Below are 16626 nucleotides of genomic sequence, written 5' to 3'. Positions count from 1 at the left end.
AAAAGGGCAAACAATCGGGGGGTAGGCTTCAAGAGAGGTTCTATTTAGGCGTGTTGTGGATTGAGACTGATTAAAAAGTATTTACCCTCATCACGGTTGTTTTAAGTTTATGTAATGGAGTTCGCATGGCGACCGGAATTGTTAAGTGGTTCAATGATGCAAAAGGTTTTGGCTTTATCAAACCTGATGATGGTGAAGAAGAGTTGTTCGCGCATTTCAGCGCAATTACTATGCCTGGGTTCAAAACCCTCAAGGAAAACCAAAAGGTAACGTTTGACATTACCCAAGGCCCTAAAGGCAAGCAAGCTACCAATATCCAAGCGGCTTAATAGTCCTTAGATCATTATTAAAAACCCAGGATTCGTTCCTGGGTTTTTTTTCGCTTGCAATTTGTCTCACTTAAAATACAAAGCATGTCTATATCAATCTCCAGTACCTCACAATCATTGCGCCAAATATTTTCTACTGCGCTCTTTCTTTACTCCACCCTAACGCTCGCCCAGGTTAACGTCGGTCTACCCACCATTGAATTAAAGACGGGCATCTACCGTATTCAGGCTGAGCTTGCCGATACACCGAAGGCTAGAGAGATTGGTCTCATGAACCGCACCAGCATGCCAAGCAATTCTGGAATGTTATTTATATTCGAACAAAAAGCTGGTCACTGCTTTTGGATGAATAACACTAAGATTCCACTCTCAATTGCGTTCATTGCGGATGATGGCAAGATTGTGAACATTGAAGAGATGCAGGCTGAAACCACCAATAACCACTGCCCTAAAGCAGCCGTGCGTTATGCGTTGGAGATGAATAAGCAGTGGTTCTCAGAGCGTGTGATTGTTCCAGGAACTATATTTACTGGGCTGCCTAGGAAATAAACTTCAAAAAAATATGCTTCTATTGATTGGCCTACAGGCGTCACTAACTGCTCTATATTTTGTAACAGCGCCATTTCAGATGAGCGATAGTTTATGGATCATCCTTTCCCTCAATCTCTTTGCCCTTGCCTATCTATATAAACGGTATCAGGTAACTCATAATCCCCGCTCACGGCACTACCGGTATGCGCGCCTAGCATTCACAGTAACCCTTATTGCCTTAGAGTTTTTCATCTTTTTCTCACCCAACCCAGTTAGTCCTGATGGCGTCCTGGGATTAATCAACGATGCAGAAGTATTGGTTACCGGCATATTGCTTGGAATTCTTTGGCGTCACGAGATTCTGAATCACTCAAAATAAAAAACCGCCTCAAGAGCGGTCTTTTATTTTGAGTGATTCAGAATATTTTATTCAAAGTGGCAAACATAGTGCACTGGTTGCTCAGCGCGAATAATAAAGTAACCACCCTTTTCTACTTCCCAGCTTTGACCGGCTTTGAACTCTTGCTCAGGGGCGCCATTGATGCTGACAAATGCAGTACCGTCAACCACTTCCATGATCTCGCTAGTGCTTAAATCAAAACGCAAGGTGCTTGGTAATACCACACCAACCGACTTGCGAACGCCATTAGGCAATGTCACGGTATGAGAAACACACTTGCCATCAAAAAATACATTGGCTTTTTTACCTACGGAAACTTGATCAAATTGCATGCTGATTCTTTCTAAACTAGTTGGTTTTGATTATTTCTTTGCGCGCTTACGTCTAGCAGTTTCAGCAATACGCATACGCAAGGCATTGAGCTTAATAAAGCCGCCAGCATCTGCCTGGTTATAAGCACCGCCGTCATCATCAAAGGTTGCGATATTTTGATCAAACAAAGTATTGGCAGAATCTCGTGAAATCACAGAGACAGAACCTTTGTAGAGCTTGAGGCGTACAACGCCGTTAACAGCCTGTTGCGTATGGTCAATCAAGGTTTGGAGTGCAAGACGCTCTGGCGCCCACCACAAGCCGTTGTAGATCAAGCTGGCATAACGTGGCATCAAATCATCCTTCAAATGCGCCACTTCACGATCCAAAGTAATACTTTCGATGCCGCGGTGGGCCTTCAGAAGAATTGTGCCGCCAGGAGTTTCATAACAGCCACGGCTCTTCATGCCAACAAAGCGGTTTTCTACTAAATCAAGACGGCCGATGCCATGTTTTCCACCAAGACGATTTAATTCAGCTAACAACTCGTGTGGCGTATAGGCTTTGCCATCAATTGCCACTGGGTCGCCAGCTTTAAATTCGATTTCGATAATTTCTGGGGCATCTGGAGCCTTCTCCGGGGATACCGTCCAACGCCACATTGACTCCTCTGCCTCTGCGTTTGGATTCTCGAGGTGACGACCTTCATAGCTAATGTGCAAGAGGTTCGCATCCATTGAGTACGGTGAACCACCTTGCTTATGCTTCATCTCAACCGGAATGCCATGTTTTTCTGCGTAAGCCATCAACTTTTCACGTGAGAGAAGATCCCATTCACGCCAAGGAGCAATTACTTTAATTCCTGGTTCAAGAGCGTAGTAACCCAACTCAAAGCGAACCTGGTCATTTCCTTTACCGGTAGCGCCGTGCGATACAGAGTCAGCACCAGTTAAGCGAGCAATTTCAATTTGACGCTTAGCGATCAATGGACGGGCAATAGAGGTGCCTAACAAATATTCGCCTTCATAAATCGTATTCGCACGGAACATCGGGAACACAAAGTCACGCACAAACTCTTCGCGCAAGTCATCAATAAAAATGTTTTCAGGCTTGATGCCAAATTGCAAAGCCTTAGCGCGCGCTGGTTCCAGCTCTTCGCCCTGACCTAAGTCAGCGGTAAAGGTCACGATCTCGCAGCCATAAGTATCTTGAAGCCACTTCAAGATCACGCTGGTATCTAGACCGCCAGAATACGCCAAGACTGCTTTTTTAATATCGGACATGTTTTTCTTATTCAATCAAAATTAATGAAAACGAATTGCTTGTTATTTGTTAATTATTTTATTGCTGAAGTTTTATTACTTAATCCAAACGACCACAGAGTAAATATTCCATTAGAGCCTTTTGGACATGCAAACGATTTTCCGCCTCTTCCCAAACAATACTTTGTGGTCCGTCAATCACTTCTGCTGAAACCTCTTCACCACGGTGCGCTGGCAAGCAGTGCATAAACAGCGCATTAGGCTTAGCTAATGCCATCAACTCTTCATCCACCATCCAATCCTGGAAAGCATTCATGCGTAAAGTATTTTCGTCTTCATAACCCATGCTGGTCCAGACGTCGGTGCTCACTAGGTCAGCCCCGTTGCAGGCTTCTTTAGGATCGGCGCAAATGGTTAAATGCTTGGCGGATTTCGGCGACAAACGTGTTGCATCCAACTGATAACCCTCTGGTGCAGAGAAGCGCAACTGAAAATCTAGGCATTCAGCAGCCTGGAGCCAGGTGTAGGCCATATTGTTGGCATCGCCTACCCAGGCTACCGTTTTTCCCTGAATTGGGCCGCGAGCCTCTACAAACGTAAAAATATCGGCCAATACTTGGCAAGGGTGAAATTCGTTAGTCAGGCCATTAATTACCGGCACCCGCGAATTCGATGCAAAACGCTCAATAATGTCTTGGCCAAAGGTGCGAATCATGATGATGTCAGTCATCCTTGAAATCACCTGAGCAGCATCCTCTACAGGCTCCCCACGACCCAATTGGGTATCTCTGGTGTTCAGGTATACCGCATGACCACCAAGCTGATGGATGCCCGCCTCGAAGGACAGACGAGTACGGGTGGAGTGCTTCTCAAAAATCATGGCCAAAGTGCGGTCATGCAGTGGATGCCAAGTTTCATAGCTCTTGAATTTGGCCTTAAGCCACGCCGAACGCTTGAGTAAATAGTCGTACTCTTGACGAGTCAGGTCGGAAAACTGCAGGTAGTGCTTTACCTTACCGGGCACTTGAGGCTTTGCCAGCGATGTCATAGTTGAGCTTTCTACTAAAGTTTTGGCTTGCATTTTTTTCTTCAAACATTCGGCTGCACGAAAATAGACCCTAAAGCCATCTTACGGCCAACTTGGGCTGTTAAGCTAGAGGACTTAGTAATACTATTTCTTACAACCATCATTACGCGAACTTGAACCACAAAAAGCTTTTCATTCAAGGCATTACCACTTCTGGCAAACCATTTCGACCCAGCGATTGGGCGGAGCGTCTGTGCGGGGTGATGGCCACTTTTCGCCCTCCCGGTGATTCCGGGGACCCTCGCTTCACTTATTCGCCCTATGTCAGACCAGTGCTTATTGCAAAAGTGAAATGCGTTGTTATTGATACTCGACTGAGGGATCTAGATCCCCGAGCGCTAGACTTTGTCATGAACTTTGCCAAAGACAATAGCCTACCAATCGAAGAGGCGTGTGAGTTCAACCCAACAACCCCAGCTCAGCCTTAAAAACAAAAACCCGCTCTGATGAGGAGCGGGCTTAGGTCGAAACTACTTCGACCAGCCTAAAACTAAAACTGTATTACGCTGCCATCGCCTTGATAGCTGCAGACAAACGTGACTTCTGACGAGCTGCAGTATTTTTGTGAGCAATCTTTTTGTCAGCAATCTTGTCGATTGTTGCTTGAGTTGCCGCGAAAACTTTCGCTGCCGAAGCTTTATCACCAGTTTCAATCGCTTTACGAACTGCCTTAATGGAAGTGCGGAGCTTTGAACGCAAACTGGAGTTATGTTCGTTTTGTTTTACTGCTTGGCGTGCACGCTTGCGCGCTTGTGCTGTATTGGCCATCTTTAAACCTTGCCTCTATAAAATGCAAAATGCGGTTAGTTAAAAATCTTGCGGACTTGCCAGAATCATAAGCAAGCTCGCCAAAACCCAAGATTTTACCTTAAAGGGGCAAAAAAGCCCAGCCGACCGATAAATAGGTGAAAATCGCCTCATGAATCTGCTTTCTGCCGCTGCCAAGGTCAGCTCCCTGACTATGCTGTCCCGTATTACGGGCCTGCTCCGGGAGACCCTCATTGCCCGTAGTTTCGGGGCTTCCGAGTGGACAGATGCCTTTAATGTGGCTTTTAGACTACCCAATTTGCTGCGTCGGCTATTTGCCGAAGGGGCCTTTTCTCAAGCTTTTGTGCCGATTTTGGGCGAAATTGCCACAAACGAAGATCAAACTAAGGCCAAAATCCTCATAAATGCAGTCGCCACGCTCTTATTTTGGGCTTTGCTGCTCACGGTACTGCTAGGAGTCATTGGCGCCCCAGTGCTCATTCTGGTCATTGCTACAGGGTTTAAAGGTGGTCCAGCCTATGACGCCAGCGTTGTTATGACCCGAATCATGTTCCCTTATATTGGGCTGATTTCTATGGTCTCCCTCTCGGCGGGGATCCTAAACACCTATCACCGCTTTGCAATCCCGGCCTTTACGCCTGTCTTGCTCAATCTTGCCTTAATTGGTAGCGCTATCTTTTTGGCACCCCACTTAGAGCAACCAATTTATGCCTTAAGTATTGGTGTTTTACTTGGCGGAATACTGCAACTTGCCCTGCAAGTTCCAACGCTTGCTCGCCTCGGCCTATTACCTCGAATTGGTTTGTTACCTGGCGCCATCAAGTCAGCCGTCACCAATCCTGAAGCTCGGCGCGTCATGAAATTAATGGGGCCCGCAGTATTTGCGGTCTCGGTTGCGCAAATCTCCCTCATTATCAATACCAACATTGCTTCACGTCTGCAGGCAGGAAGCGTGTCATGGCTATCTTACGCAGATCGCTTAATGGAATTTCCAACTGCATTACTGGGTGTTGCCTTGGGGACCGTTCTTTTGCCAAGCCTTAGCAAAGCCAATGCCAAAAACGATTTAGTACATGCTGGTGAGTTACTCATCTGGGGATTGCAACTCACCTTTTTGCTAGCTGCACCTTGCGCAATTGCACTCTTTATCTTTGGCGAGCCTCTAGCGGCAGTCTTGTATCACTATGGCAAATTCACTGCGCTTGATGTCGTGATGACGCAACGTGCATTGGCGGCTTATGGGGTTGGCCTCATTGGTTTGATTCTGGTAAAAATTTTGGCGCCCGGATTTTATTCACGCCAAGATATTCGCACGCCAGTCAAGATTGGCTTGCTCGTTTTGGTAGCTACCCAATTAGCTAATTTAGTATTTGTTCCTTGGCTTGGGCATGCTGGCCTTGCCCTCTCAGTTGGCACTGGCGCTTGCTTGAATGCCGCATTGCTCTGGGTTGGCCTGCATCGACGCGGAGCTCTACCTAATTCAGGCTGGCTCAAGTACCTCGGTCAGCTATTGCTCGCACTCGCCCCCTTCACAGCCGTACTGATTTATGCCGCCAGTACGCACAATTGGATCGCCCTCCAAGCGGAGCCTTGGCTGCGCATTGGCTTGGTAGGGGCATGGTTAGGTCTTGCTGCCATTGTTTACTTCGCATCACTGGGTTTAGTTGGAATTCGCTGGCAAAAATTCTTGCGTCATGCAAAATAGCCAGTATGCCAACACAACAACTCGACTATTTCACCTCCCTAGTTGCTGAAGACGAACATCTTCCTTTAACGGAGGCAGCAATCGCTGTCGCACAGCACGCTTATCCTGATTTAGATGTTCAAGGGGTTCTAGATCAAATTGATGAGATGGGCAACAAACTCAAAACTCGCATCACGCCGGATACCTCACCCGTTCAGCGCTTACAAATTTTGAAGCATTTCTTTTATACCGAGTTGGGCTTTGGTCCGAACCCAAATGATTTCTATGCTCCTGAAAATTCGTACTTGCATTACATACTTGAAAATCGCAGAGGGATCCCCATCTCATTAGCTATTTTGATGATGGAATTAGGTAATCAAATTGGTTTGAAAATTCGGGGGGTTTCTTTTCCGAATCACTTCATGATGCGTATCTCTTTGCAACAAGGTGAAGTCATCATGGATCCCTTGACTGGTGAATCACTATCAAAGGCTCAGCTACAAGAAATGCTTGACCCCTACTTGGACGCTAAAGGCTATAGAGGTGAGTTGAGCCTGCCGCTCAACATCTTCCTGCGCGCCTCTAGCTCGAGAGAGATTCTGTCGCGCTTTCTGAGAAATCTCAAAATGATTTACTCAGAACATGAGCGCTGGGAGCGCTTATTGGGTATTCAAGAACGTCTCGTCATTCTGCTGCCAGACTCTATTGAAGAGATTCGGGACAGAGGTTTGATCTTTGCGCAACTAGAGTATTTGCGTCCCGCATTGGCGGATATGCATCGCTATCTCAGCGAAGTTCCAGAAGCTGAAGATGCCAGCGATATCCGTGAGCATATCGCCACCCTCGAAAGTCAGACTAAGCTGCACTAAAGCCAAATTGGCTTTAGTGGTGGCACTTTGGTTTTCAAACTTGTATTAGTTTTTCTTGCGTTGAAAAATTTTGTAGATAGCTGCGAATAAAACTGGCACTGCAGCCGCACCAACACCCACCAGGACGATCACATTGAGGTTCTGACGAATGACAGGGATATTGCCAAAGAAATATCCGGCAATTACCAAACCAAAGACCCACAGCGCTGCACCGGTGATGTTGAATAACTGAAAGCGTGAGAAGTTCATCTCGGATACACCCGCAATAAAAGGTGCAAAGGTACGAATAATTGGCAAGAAGCGGGCAAGGATGATCGTTTTGCCACCATGCTTTTCATAAAAAGCGTGGGTCTTCAATAAAGCGCCTTGATCAATCCAGCGCGATTGACTGCTGAACACTCTTTTGCCAATCCAGCGACCAATGAAGTAGTTCACGGTATTACCAGCGACCGCAGCAATCAACAAACCAATACACAAGGTCCAGATATTGAAATGCTCGGTTGCGCAATAGGCACCCGCAATGAATAGCAGCGAATCACCGGGCAAGAAGGGTGCGACCACTAGGCCTGTTTCTGCAAAAACAATAGCAAATAGCAGGCCATAGGCCCAAGGACCGTATTGCTGAATCACCACATCTAGATGTTTATCAATATGCAGCAATAAATCACTGATTTGCAAAAGGGTATCCATCGACTCGCTCTTTAACTTATGGGTTGTTGCGGATATTAACAGGCTCTTATAATCAGGTATGCAAACTGAACCCTACATTCAGCCTATGCATGCTCCAGATGAAGTCTCAACGCTTTGTATTGTTGGGCCCACTGGCGCAGGCAAAACCCATCTCGCCATGTCTTTGGCTGAGTATGCAAAATCCATTGGCCTAACGATTGAACTCATCAGCATGGATTCTGCTTTGGTCTATCGCGGTTTAGATATCGGTAGCGCCAAACCAACTCAGTCAGAACAAGCTGCTGTTATTCATCATCTGATTGACATCATTGATCCCACCGAAGTGTATTCAGCGGCACGTTTTGCTAATGATGCGAAACGTCTTTGCACCGAGATACGTGCGCGAGGAAATATTCCAGTGGTGGTTGGTGGCACGATGTTGTATTGGCGGGCGTGGGCGCATGGTCTCTCCTCGCTGCCTCCAGCAAACCCAGAGATTCGGGCTCGCTTAGATGAAGAAGGTAAAGCCATTGGCTGGCCAGCAATGCACGACAAACTTGCCGAGGTTGACGCCGAAACTGCGGCGCGCTTAAAGCCAAACGATTCTCAACGAGTGCAACGCGCCTTGGAGGTTTATGAAATTACCGGTAAACCCATGTCTGTGTTACTGGCTGACTCACCCAGCGAGGATGGCAGAGAAGGCTCAGCGATTCCATCTTGGATTACGTTAGTTTCACTTGAACCAAGCGATCGCAAGCGATTGCATTTGAACTTAGAAAAGCGTTTTGATGAAATGCTTGCCGCTGGATTTATGGATGAAGTCAAAGCACTGCGTAGTAATAGTGGCTTACATGCGGATCTTCCGGCCGTCCGTTCGGTAGGCTATCGCCAAGCCTGGGAATTTCTCAATGGTGAAATTGATGCTGAGGAAATGCGCTACAAAGCATTGGCGGCCACGCGTCAGCTTGGCAAGCGTCAGCTCACATGGCTACGCGCAATAGATGGAAGAAATATATTTGACCCCTTCAACCCCGAAGATTTAAAGGCCGCTTTAGATTACTGCAAAAGCAATCTAATCAAAAAAACAAGGTAGTTCGTTTAGATGACGATAGTTTGTGGCGCATCTTTTGGACGCTCAACTACTTCGCCAACTGTCCAAGCCTTAAGACCTTGCGCAGTTAATGATTTGATTGCTGCGTCTACTTGATCAGGCGCAATAATCACCACCATACCAATGCCGCAGTTAAATACGCGTACCATTTCCGCATCAGCAACGCCACCCTTCATTTGTAACCAGCGGAACAAGTCTGGCATTTGCCAGCTATCGCGATGCAACACTGCTTGAGTATTTTCTGGAAGTACACGTGGCACGTTATCAACCAAACCCCCGCCAGTGATATGCGCCATTCCTTTTACATTGATTTCAGAAATCAATTTGAGAAGTGGCTTCACATAAATTTCTGTTGGCGCCATCACAACATCACCCAGTGGGCGGCCGCCTAAATCATCAGTAGGCTTTGCACCAGCACGCTCAATAATCTTACGCACTAATGAGTAACCATTTGAATGCGCACCACTTGAGCCGATTGCCAACACCGCATCACCCGGAACAATCGTTGCGCCAGTAATGATTTTTGACTTTTCAACTGCACCCACGGCAAATCCAGCTAAGTCATATTCACCTGGAGGGTACATGCCTGGCATTTCTGCGGTCTCACCACCGATTAATGCACAGCCAGATAATTCGCAACCCTTAGCAATGCCACCAACAACCGTTGCCGCTGTATCTACAGTCAGCTTGCCGCATGCAAAGTAATCCAAGAAGAAAAGAGGCTCTGCACCCTGCACCAGGATGTCATTCACACTCATGGCTACCAAGTCCTGACCAATGGTTTCATGACGATTCCACTCAAAAGCCAGCCTTAGCTTGGTACCAACACCATCCGTGCCGGATACCAATACCGGCTCTTTGTAGCGCTTAGGCACCTCAAAAAGGGCTCCAAAGCCGCCAATTCCAGCCAAAACACCCTCGCGCATGGTTTTCTTGGCAAGCGGCTTAATACGGTCAACCAAGTCGTCCCCAGCATCAATATCGACGCCAGCGTCACGGTAGGAAAGGCCTTTTGAGGAAGAATTAGTAGATGAGGTCATGTCAGCGCTGGAATATTAGTAAAAAATGCTACTAGGTCAGTAGAATCATTGAATTCTAGAGGATTACTCGTCATGGCTGAAATTTTTACCCCTTTTCTGGCTGCATTCATCCTTGCCTACATCCTGAGGCCTGCTTTTCTATGGCTGGAAAGAAGGCGCTTGCCCGCATCTTTGGCTGCAGCTCTCACCGTAGTTTTAGGTCTGGCAGTCGTAATCGCTATTTTGAGCCTATTTATTGGCCTTCTTAAAACAGAAATTCCCCTAATTAAAGACCAGCTCCCAGGATGGATCTCAAATACACAGGCATGGCTGGGACCTAAATTAGCTGAATTACATATTGATGTTGATTGGGGCACTTTAAAAAATACCGCCTCGCAAAAAATTTCAGAGCATATAAGTGACAATGCTGACTCGCTGATGAGCACCACGATAGACACAGTACTCATGTCGGGCAGCTCGGTAATCACTGGCTTTGTAAATTGTGTATTAATTCTATTTGTGATGTTTTATTTACTGATCGATTGGAATCAATTTTTTCAGTACGTTAAAAATTTAGTCCCTAAGCGCGCCCAAGAAACTGTTCACCATCTTGCAATGCACACCGATGGTCTACTCTCTCAGTATCTCAATGGTATGGTGATTGTTGTTTCCATCATGTCTGCTTTTTATAGTATCGGCTTGAGTTTGATTGGCATCAAAGGTGCGGTTGCTTTGGGTATTTTTACCGCCTTAATGATTGTGATTCCCTATATTGGTATTGCACTGGGATTCACACTTGCTATAGTTTCAGCCCTTCTCCAATTTGGCCCAGGCTCAGAAATCATCGGCGTACTAGTTATCTATGGAATTGGGCAATTCTTAGAAGGATTCTTCTTGACACCCCGCCTTGTTGGCGAGCGTATTGGCTTGCATCCCGTTGCCGTCTTGTTTGCCTTGCTTTTCTTTGGCAAGCTATTTGGCTTTTTTGGCGTATTACTTGCCTTACCAATTAGCGCCGTCAGCTTAGTCTTAGTCCAATATTTCTGGTCTATTTATACACAAAGCTCTTGGTATCAAAAATAAATTTGGTAGCAATGAATACACCCTCGCTTCCAAAACAATTTGCGCTAGACATCAGTCACTCACCCATAGCTAGTTTAGAAAACTATCTTCCCGGGAAAGATCTTGCCTTAATTTCTGCTCTGCAAAATATTGAAAAATCTTGGGGCAAGGTCAGCGCTCAAAGCTCTGATAACCCACTCAATCAACGTTGGATTTACTGGTGGGGACCTGAGGGCTCTGGTCGCACTCACCTACTCAATGCCATCGAGAATGCAGCCAAGCATGCTGGCTTGCTACACATTGCCCTCTCCCCCCTCGAGCCTACTGCTTGGGTTCGCCTAGAAGAAAAGATGAATGCAATGACTGAAAGTGATACCCCCTCAGTCATCACCGTTGATGATGTTGACCAGCTAGATGATCGTCTTGTTGGCTCCTTATTTCGAATCCTGAATGGCGTTCAAGCAAGCAAAGCGATTCATATTTTTATGGCCGGAAACGCTGCACCAGCCAATCTCAAGCTTCGAGAAGACCTGCGAACCCGTCTGGGCTGGGGTTTGATCTTTCAAACGCAGCTTTTGGATGATGATGAGAAAATACAAGCACTAGAGGAAGCAGCCAAAGAGCGAGGGCTTGTTTTATCCCCCGATGTGTTGCCCTGGCTGTTAAGTCGCTTTTATCGCGATATGCCCAGCCTGATGGCATTGATTGATGCTTTAGACGCTTACTCCCTAGAAACAAAACGTGCTGTAACCTTACCGCTTGTTCGTGAGCTCCTGCAGCCCAAATAATTTATTAAATACCCAATTCGTGACTCAGCTAGCCCTCTTCGATTTAGACCACACCCTTTTACCTTGCGATAGCGATTACGAATGGGGCCAATTTTTGGCTCGCATTGGCGTTGTGGATAGCGAATACTATGCACGACAAAACGAGCGCTTTTATCAAGACTACAAAGAAGGTAAGCTGGATATTCATGAGTTTTTACGCTTTGCCTTGAAACCACTTTCAGAGCATTCGCGCGCGCAACTCAAAGATTGGCATGACGCCTTTATGAAAGAGGTTATTAATGGCCAACTCCGACAACAAGCCATCGATCTTGTGAAACGCCACCAAGATGCGGGCGACCTTTGCTGCGTGATTACTGCCACTAACAGCTTTGTGACGCGCCCTATCGTTGAAAGCTTTGGTATTGAGCATCTGATTGCTACTGAGCCAGCTACTGCAGATAATCATCCATTGGCTAACTACACTGGCGAAGTCAAAGGCATTCCCAATTTCCGCGAAGGTAAGATTCAAAATCTGCATGACTGGTTAGCATCACAAAAACTATCCTTAGATACTTTGCCTTATAGTTATTTTTATTCTGACTCGATGAATGACCTTCCCTTGCTTGAAAAGGTAAGTCATCCTGTTGCTACCAATCCAGATGATCGCCTTCGCAACGAAGCTAAGCAGCGCAACTGGCCCATTCTTGAATTGTTTGCATGATCACTAAATTTATTAAACGTATTTTGCGGCGTGACCCGATGGTCAAGCATACGCAGGCCAACAACACTGGTGTCCCAAAGCGCATTCCTAAAAAAGCGCATCGGATTGATCCGCATTTACTTTCAAAGAACGCAGTCAAAGTAACGCACACATTGCAGCAAGCAGGATTTGAGGCCTTTATTGTCGGTGGCGCTGTTAGAGATCTTGCTCTCGGTATCAGCCCAAAAGATTTTGACGTTGCAACCAATGCAACGCCAGATCAAGTACAAAGACTCTTTCGCAAAGCGCGTCTGATTGGTCGCCGCTTTCAAATTGTGCATGTGACTTTTTTTGGCAAAGGCCATCCTGAAATCATTGAGGTATCAACCTTCAGGGCCTTATTAGATAATGCCGGAGATCACGTAGCTGAGAGCGGCCGGATTCTGCGCGATAACGTCTGGGGTTCACAAGGTGAAGATGCGGCAAGGCGCGATTTCACAATCAACGCAATGTATTACGACCCTTCGTCCGAAACCGTCCTCGACTATCACGGCGGAATGGCAGACATGCAAAAGAAAACTTTGCGCATGATTGGCGATCCAGCAAAGCGCTATCGCGAAGATCCGGTACGCATGCTCCGCGCAGTTCGCTTCGCAGCCAAGACTGGGTTTGCATTAGATGGTGCTACGCGCGCGCCTATTGCAAAGCTAGGAAAACTATTAAACGACGTCCCCTCTGCGAGACTCTTTGATGAAATTTTGAAGCTCTTGATGTCTGGCTACTCCTGGGCAGCAATCCAAGGCCTAAAAGATGCGGGATTGCATCATGGTCTACTCCCGCTCCTAGACCACATTCTGGATACGGGCGCAGACTCCAAGGGTGCCAATGATTTTGTAAAGCTTGCTTTGGCCAACACTGACGATCGCATTCAATCCGGTAAAAGTGTTTCTGCTGGATTTTTATTTGCTACCCTCCTGTGGCCGGACCTGCTAAAGAATTGGAAAGCCAATTCATCCAAAGGCATGGCTAATATTCCCGCTCTGCATGATGCAATGGACGACACGATTGCCACTCAAAGTAGCGGCATGACGATTCAACGACGCTTCGAAAGCGATATGCGCGAAATTTGGTCTATGCAGCCTCGCTTTGAGAGACGCGTGGGGCGCTACCCCTATCGCCTCATCGAATCCCCACGTTTTAGAGCGGGTTATGACTTTATGTTGCTTCGCTGCGCCACCGGGGAATTAAACCCAGCAATCGGGCAATGGTGGACAGACTTCATTGCAACCGACGTCACAGGGCAAGATGAGCTGATGGCTAGCGTCAAAAATGAATCTGGCAACAGTCCAAGCCCTGCCAAAAGACGGCGCCGCAGAAAGCCAAAAGCGGCAGTGCCCCCAGAGAGTGCAGCAAGCTAAGCAGACTTAGAGAAATTTCAGTAAAGTAGTTTCATCTCTAGTTTGGAAATTTATGGCACGGGCATATATCGGATTTGGTGGCAACATCGGCGACACACGTCAGCTTATTACTGATGCCATCGTTTGCTTAGCATTGCGCTCCGAACTACAAATCTTGGCTAAAAGCTGCTTCTATCAAAGCGCGCCCGTTGAGGCTGCGGGCGGCGACTACATTAATGCCGTCATTGAAGTCGAGACCGAATTAAGCCCATACGGCCTATTGCATGTTTGCCAAACCATTGAACAAGAATTTGGTCGTGAGCGTCCCTATACAAATGCTCCTCGGACTCTTGACCTAGACATCCTTTCTTTTGAAGGGGTTACTCAAAACGAAACAGATTTGATGCTGCCGCATCCCAGAATTATTGAGCGCTCATTTGTTCTCCTCCCCCTTCTGGAAATCGCCCCTGATATCTTTTTACCCAACTGGGGTGAGCTTAAAGCCTACTTGCCCAACGTGGCACACCAAAGAATTGAAAAACTCCCCTGCAGGAACTGTAATTGCGGGGAAAAAGACGTTTATAGCCAAACGGCGCATTAATTCATTAAACTCTCGCCATGGGTTACTTACAAGGCGACAAGCCAATCACAATTACTAAGCTCCTCGCAATGCATGCTGAGGGTGAAAAAATTGCCATGCTCACGGCATACGACTCAACTATGTCAGCGCTTCTCAATCGCTGCGCTGTTGAAACGATCTTGATTGGTGACTCTCTTGGGAATGTGATCCAAGGACACTCCAGCACTACACCAGTGACCATTGAACAAATGGCGTATCACACTGAATGTGTAGCCCGTGCTAATACCCATGCATTTCTCATCGCTGACCTCCCATTTGCAAGCTACGGAGATCCAGTACAGGCCTTAGAGTCCTCTGCTCAATTGATGCGCGCTGGTGCAGACATGGTCAAGCTTGAAGGGGGTGGCGACTGGCAGATTGATGTCATTAGTCATTTAGTTGAGCGCAGTGTTCCTGTTTGCGCTCACTTAGGATTACTACCTCAATCAGTTCATGTCTTGGGCGGCTACAAAGTACAGGGCAAATCTAAAGATGCTGCAAGCGTCATGCTTGAGCAAGCACTTGCCTGCCAAGAAGCTGGAGCCCAAATGGTAGTGCTGGAAGCAATTCCCTCTTCATTGGGCGAAAAGATTACTGCTGAACTTCATATTCCCACTATCGGAATTGGTGCCGGTCCAGATTGCTCTGGTCAAGTATTGGTACTACAGGATATGTTGGGCATCAGCCCAGGCAAACCACCGAAGTTTGTCAAAAACTTTATGGATGGTCATCACTCCGTTGAGGCCGCAGTCAAGGCTTACGTACGCGAAGTGAAGTCCGGGAAATTCCCCGGGCCCGAGCATGGCTTTGCTGGCTAATTGCCAGCTAGCCTGCCCACTAGTTACTAGCTAAAGAAACTCTTTACACCATCAAACCAACCTTTTTGTTGGGGGCTGTGTTTGTCGCCAGCAGATTTCAGACTATCGTCAAACTGCTTCAATAATTTCTTTTGCTCTTCTGTAAGCTTAATCGGAGTTTCTACCAGAACGTGGACAAAGAGATCGCCCACCAAGGTAGATCGCAGACCCTTAATACCCTTGTTTCGTAAGCGGAAAGTCTTACCCGTCTGAGTTCCCTCAGGAATTGGAAACTCCACGCGACCAGAGAGTGTTGGCACTTCGATTTCACCACCGATGGTAGCTGTCGCAAAAGAGATTGGCATTTGAACATGTAAGTCACTGCCATCACGCTCAAAGACTTTATGCGGCTTAACACGCACCTCTACATAAAGATCGCCGGAGGGTCCACCATTGACACCTGGTTCACCGTTACCCACTGAGCGGACACGCATTCCATCATCAATGCCTGCCGGTATTTTGATCTCAAGTGTTTTTTGTTCTTTATGCTTTCCGCTACCGTGGCAAGTCTTGCATGGCTTTGGAATGTACTCGCCAGTGCCGCGGCACTTAGGGCAAGTTTGCTGCATGGAGAAGAAGCCTTGTTGCACACGCACTTGACCATGACCGTTACAGGTTGTGCAAGTCTCAGCCTTAGATCCAGGCTCTGCGCCGGTACCATGACAAGGCTTGCAATTACTCCAGCTAGGTACACGAATTTGGGTTGTATAACCTTCAGCGGCTTGCTCAAGCGTAATGTCCATGTTGTAGCGTAAATCTGCGCCTTTATAGACTTGAGGGCCAGAATGACGGCCGCCGCCTTGACCGAAGATATCCCCAAAGATATCCCCAAACGCATCAGAAAATCCACCACCACCGAAACCGCCGCCGCCAAATCCGCCACCCATAGATGGGTCCACGCCAGCATGACCATATTGATCATAGGCGGCACGTTTATTGGGATCGGTTAAGGTTTCGTAAGCTTCCTTAACTTCTTTAAATTGGGCTTCAGCCGTTTTGCTATCGGGATTGCGATCAGGGTGATGTTTCATCGCCATCTTGCGATAAGCCTTTTTTAGCTCATCGTCACTGGCACCTTTTGCTACACCAAGCACTTCATAAAAATCGCGTTTACTTTTAGGCACGGCCTATTCCTCTCAACAACCTGAATGACACAAGTCGGCACGAGGCCGACTTGTTATTT

General features: G+C 47.0%; 20 protein-coding genes. 13 read left to right on the top strand and 7 right to left on the bottom strand.

From position 1 onward, the window contains the following. Positions 1 to 125: 125 nt before the first annotated feature. From VC159_RS02280 to VC159_RS02270, 3 genes are all read left to right on the top strand, one after another. Positions 126 to 329, top strand: coding sequence for a cold-shock protein (locus VC159_RS02280; RefSeq protein ID WP_011903586.1), 204 nt, complete (start codon positions 126 to 128; stop codon positions 327 to 329). Between the two features lie 84 nt (positions 330 to 413). Further along, on the top strand, positions 414 to 878 hold the full coding sequence (locus VC159_RS02275; protein WP_323472584.1) for a DUF192 domain-containing protein: 465 nt from the start codon (positions 414 to 416) through the stop codon (positions 876 to 878). A 79-nt stretch (positions 879 to 957) separates the two neighbouring features. After that, positions 958 to 1239, top strand: coding sequence for a hypothetical protein (locus VC159_RS02270; protein WP_323472583.1), 282 nt, complete (start codon positions 958 to 960; stop codon positions 1237 to 1239). 47 nt (positions 1240 to 1286) lie between these two features. Here VC159_RS02270 and VC159_RS02265 read toward each other — a convergent pair whose 3' ends face one another. From VC159_RS02265 to argF, 3 genes are all read right to left on the bottom strand, one after another. After that, complete coding sequence (locus VC159_RS02265) at positions 1287 to 1592, bottom strand: pyrimidine/purine nucleoside phosphorylase (RefSeq protein ID WP_323472582.1); 306 nt, start codon at positions 1590 to 1592, stop codon at positions 1287 to 1289. 30 nt (positions 1593 to 1622) lie between these two features. Continuing rightward, entirely contained in the window at positions 1623 to 2855 is a 1233-nt protein-coding gene (locus VC159_RS02260; protein ID WP_323472581.1) for an argininosuccinate synthase, read from the bottom strand. 79 nt (positions 2856 to 2934) lie between these two features. Continuing rightward, the gene (argF, locus tag VC159_RS02255; RefSeq protein WP_323473549.1) at positions 2935 to 3882 is read right to left on the bottom strand and encodes an ornithine carbamoyltransferase; all 948 of its coding nucleotides are present in this window, start codon (positions 3880 to 3882) and stop codon (positions 2935 to 2937) included. Positions 3883 to 4034: 152 nt separating this feature from the next. Here argF and VC159_RS02250 point away from each other — a divergent pair, with 152 nt between their 5' ends. Further along, positions 4035 to 4349 carry a DUF3579 domain-containing protein gene (locus VC159_RS02250; RefSeq protein WP_083564229.1) on the top strand — a complete coding sequence of 105 codons (315 nt, stop codon included), beginning with the start codon at positions 4035 to 4037 and terminating at the stop codon, positions 4347 to 4349. A 73-nt stretch (positions 4350 to 4422) separates the two neighbouring features. Here the strand turns inward: VC159_RS02250 and rpsT are convergent, their stop codons facing one another. Continuing rightward, positions 4423 to 4689: a 30S ribosomal protein S20 gene (gene rpsT, locus VC159_RS02245; RefSeq protein WP_071466054.1), complete on the bottom strand. Its 267-nt coding sequence runs from the start codon at positions 4687 to 4689 to the stop codon at positions 4423 to 4425. A 151-nt stretch (positions 4690 to 4840) separates the two neighbouring features. Between rpsT and murJ the strand changes: the two genes are divergently transcribed. Continuing rightward, positions 4841 to 6394: a murein biosynthesis integral membrane protein MurJ gene (murJ, locus tag VC159_RS02240; protein ID WP_323472580.1), complete on the top strand. Its 1554-nt coding sequence runs from the start codon at positions 4841 to 4843 to the stop codon at positions 6392 to 6394. 5 nt (positions 6395 to 6399) lie between these two features. Then, positions 6400 to 7242, top strand: coding sequence for a SirB1 family protein (locus VC159_RS02235; RefSeq protein ID WP_215358540.1), 843 nt, complete (start codon positions 6400 to 6402; stop codon positions 7240 to 7242). A gap of 45 nt (positions 7243 to 7287) precedes the next feature. Here VC159_RS02235 and VC159_RS02230 read toward each other — a convergent pair whose 3' ends face one another. Continuing rightward, the gene (locus VC159_RS02230) at positions 7288 to 7932 is read right to left on the bottom strand and encodes a VTT domain-containing protein (protein ID WP_215358542.1); all 645 of its coding nucleotides are present in this window, start codon (positions 7930 to 7932) and stop codon (positions 7288 to 7290) included. A 58-nt stretch (positions 7933 to 7990) separates the two neighbouring features. Between VC159_RS02230 and miaA the strand changes: the two genes are divergently transcribed. Further along, a complete protein-coding gene (gene miaA / locus VC159_RS02225; protein ID WP_323472579.1) occupies positions 7991 to 9004 on the top strand; it encodes a tRNA (adenosine(37)-N6)-dimethylallyltransferase MiaA in 1014 nt (337 codons plus the stop codon). A 5-nt stretch (positions 9005 to 9009) separates the two neighbouring features. Here miaA and purM read toward each other — a convergent pair whose 3' ends face one another. After that, a complete protein-coding gene (gene purM / locus VC159_RS02220) occupies positions 9010 to 10062 on the bottom strand; it encodes a phosphoribosylformylglycinamidine cyclo-ligase (RefSeq protein ID WP_323472578.1) in 1053 nt (350 codons plus the stop codon). A 72-nt stretch (positions 10063 to 10134) separates the two neighbouring features. On the opposite strand from purM, the gene VC159_RS02215 reads away from it, so the two are divergent. From VC159_RS02215 to panB, 6 genes are read left to right on the top strand one after another with little or no spacing between them, the layout of a single operon-like run. Then, the gene (locus VC159_RS02215) at positions 10135 to 11124 is read left to right on the top strand and encodes an AI-2E family transporter (protein WP_323472577.1); all 990 of its coding nucleotides are present in this window, start codon (positions 10135 to 10137) and stop codon (positions 11122 to 11124) included. 11 nt (positions 11125 to 11135) lie between these two features. Then, entirely contained in the window at positions 11136 to 11891 is a 756-nt protein-coding gene (gene hda, locus VC159_RS02210; protein ID WP_323472576.1) for a DnaA regulatory inactivator Hda, read from the top strand. Positions 11892 to 11910: 19 nt separating this feature from the next. Continuing rightward, positions 11911 to 12591, top strand: a complete 681-nt coding sequence (locus tag VC159_RS02205) for an HAD family hydrolase (RefSeq protein WP_323472575.1) — start codon at positions 11911 to 11913, stop codon at positions 12589 to 12591. Then, on the top strand, positions 12588 to 13988 hold the full coding sequence (pcnB, locus tag VC159_RS02200) for a polynucleotide adenylyltransferase PcnB (RefSeq protein ID WP_323472574.1): 1401 nt from the start codon (positions 12588 to 12590) through the stop codon (positions 13986 to 13988). The genes VC159_RS02205 and pcnB overlap by 4 nt, the downstream gene beginning before the upstream one ends. Positions 13989 to 14040: 52 nt before the next feature. Continuing rightward, the gene (folK, locus tag VC159_RS02195; RefSeq protein WP_323472573.1) at positions 14041 to 14568 is read left to right on the top strand and encodes a 2-amino-4-hydroxy-6-hydroxymethyldihydropteridine diphosphokinase; all 528 of its coding nucleotides are present in this window, start codon (positions 14041 to 14043) and stop codon (positions 14566 to 14568) included. A 17-nt stretch (positions 14569 to 14585) separates the two neighbouring features. Then, entirely contained in the window at positions 14586 to 15404 is an 819-nt protein-coding gene (panB, locus tag VC159_RS02190) for a 3-methyl-2-oxobutanoate hydroxymethyltransferase (protein WP_215358554.1), read from the top strand. Between the two features lie 26 nt (positions 15405 to 15430). Here panB and dnaJ read toward each other — a convergent pair whose 3' ends face one another. Then, a complete protein-coding gene (dnaJ, locus tag VC159_RS02185) occupies positions 15431 to 16567 on the bottom strand; it encodes a molecular chaperone DnaJ (protein WP_323472572.1) in 1137 nt (378 codons plus the stop codon). Positions 16568 to 16626 lie beyond the last annotated feature (59 nt).

It is taken from the genome of Polynucleobacter sp. JS-JIR-II-c23 (genome assembly GCF_035011225.1).
Classification (GTDB): domain Bacteria; phylum Pseudomonadota; class Gammaproteobacteria; order Burkholderiales; family Burkholderiaceae; genus Polynucleobacter.
Note: the sequence above shows the minus strand (reverse complement) of the source record. Positions and strands in the feature narration are given on the sequence as shown.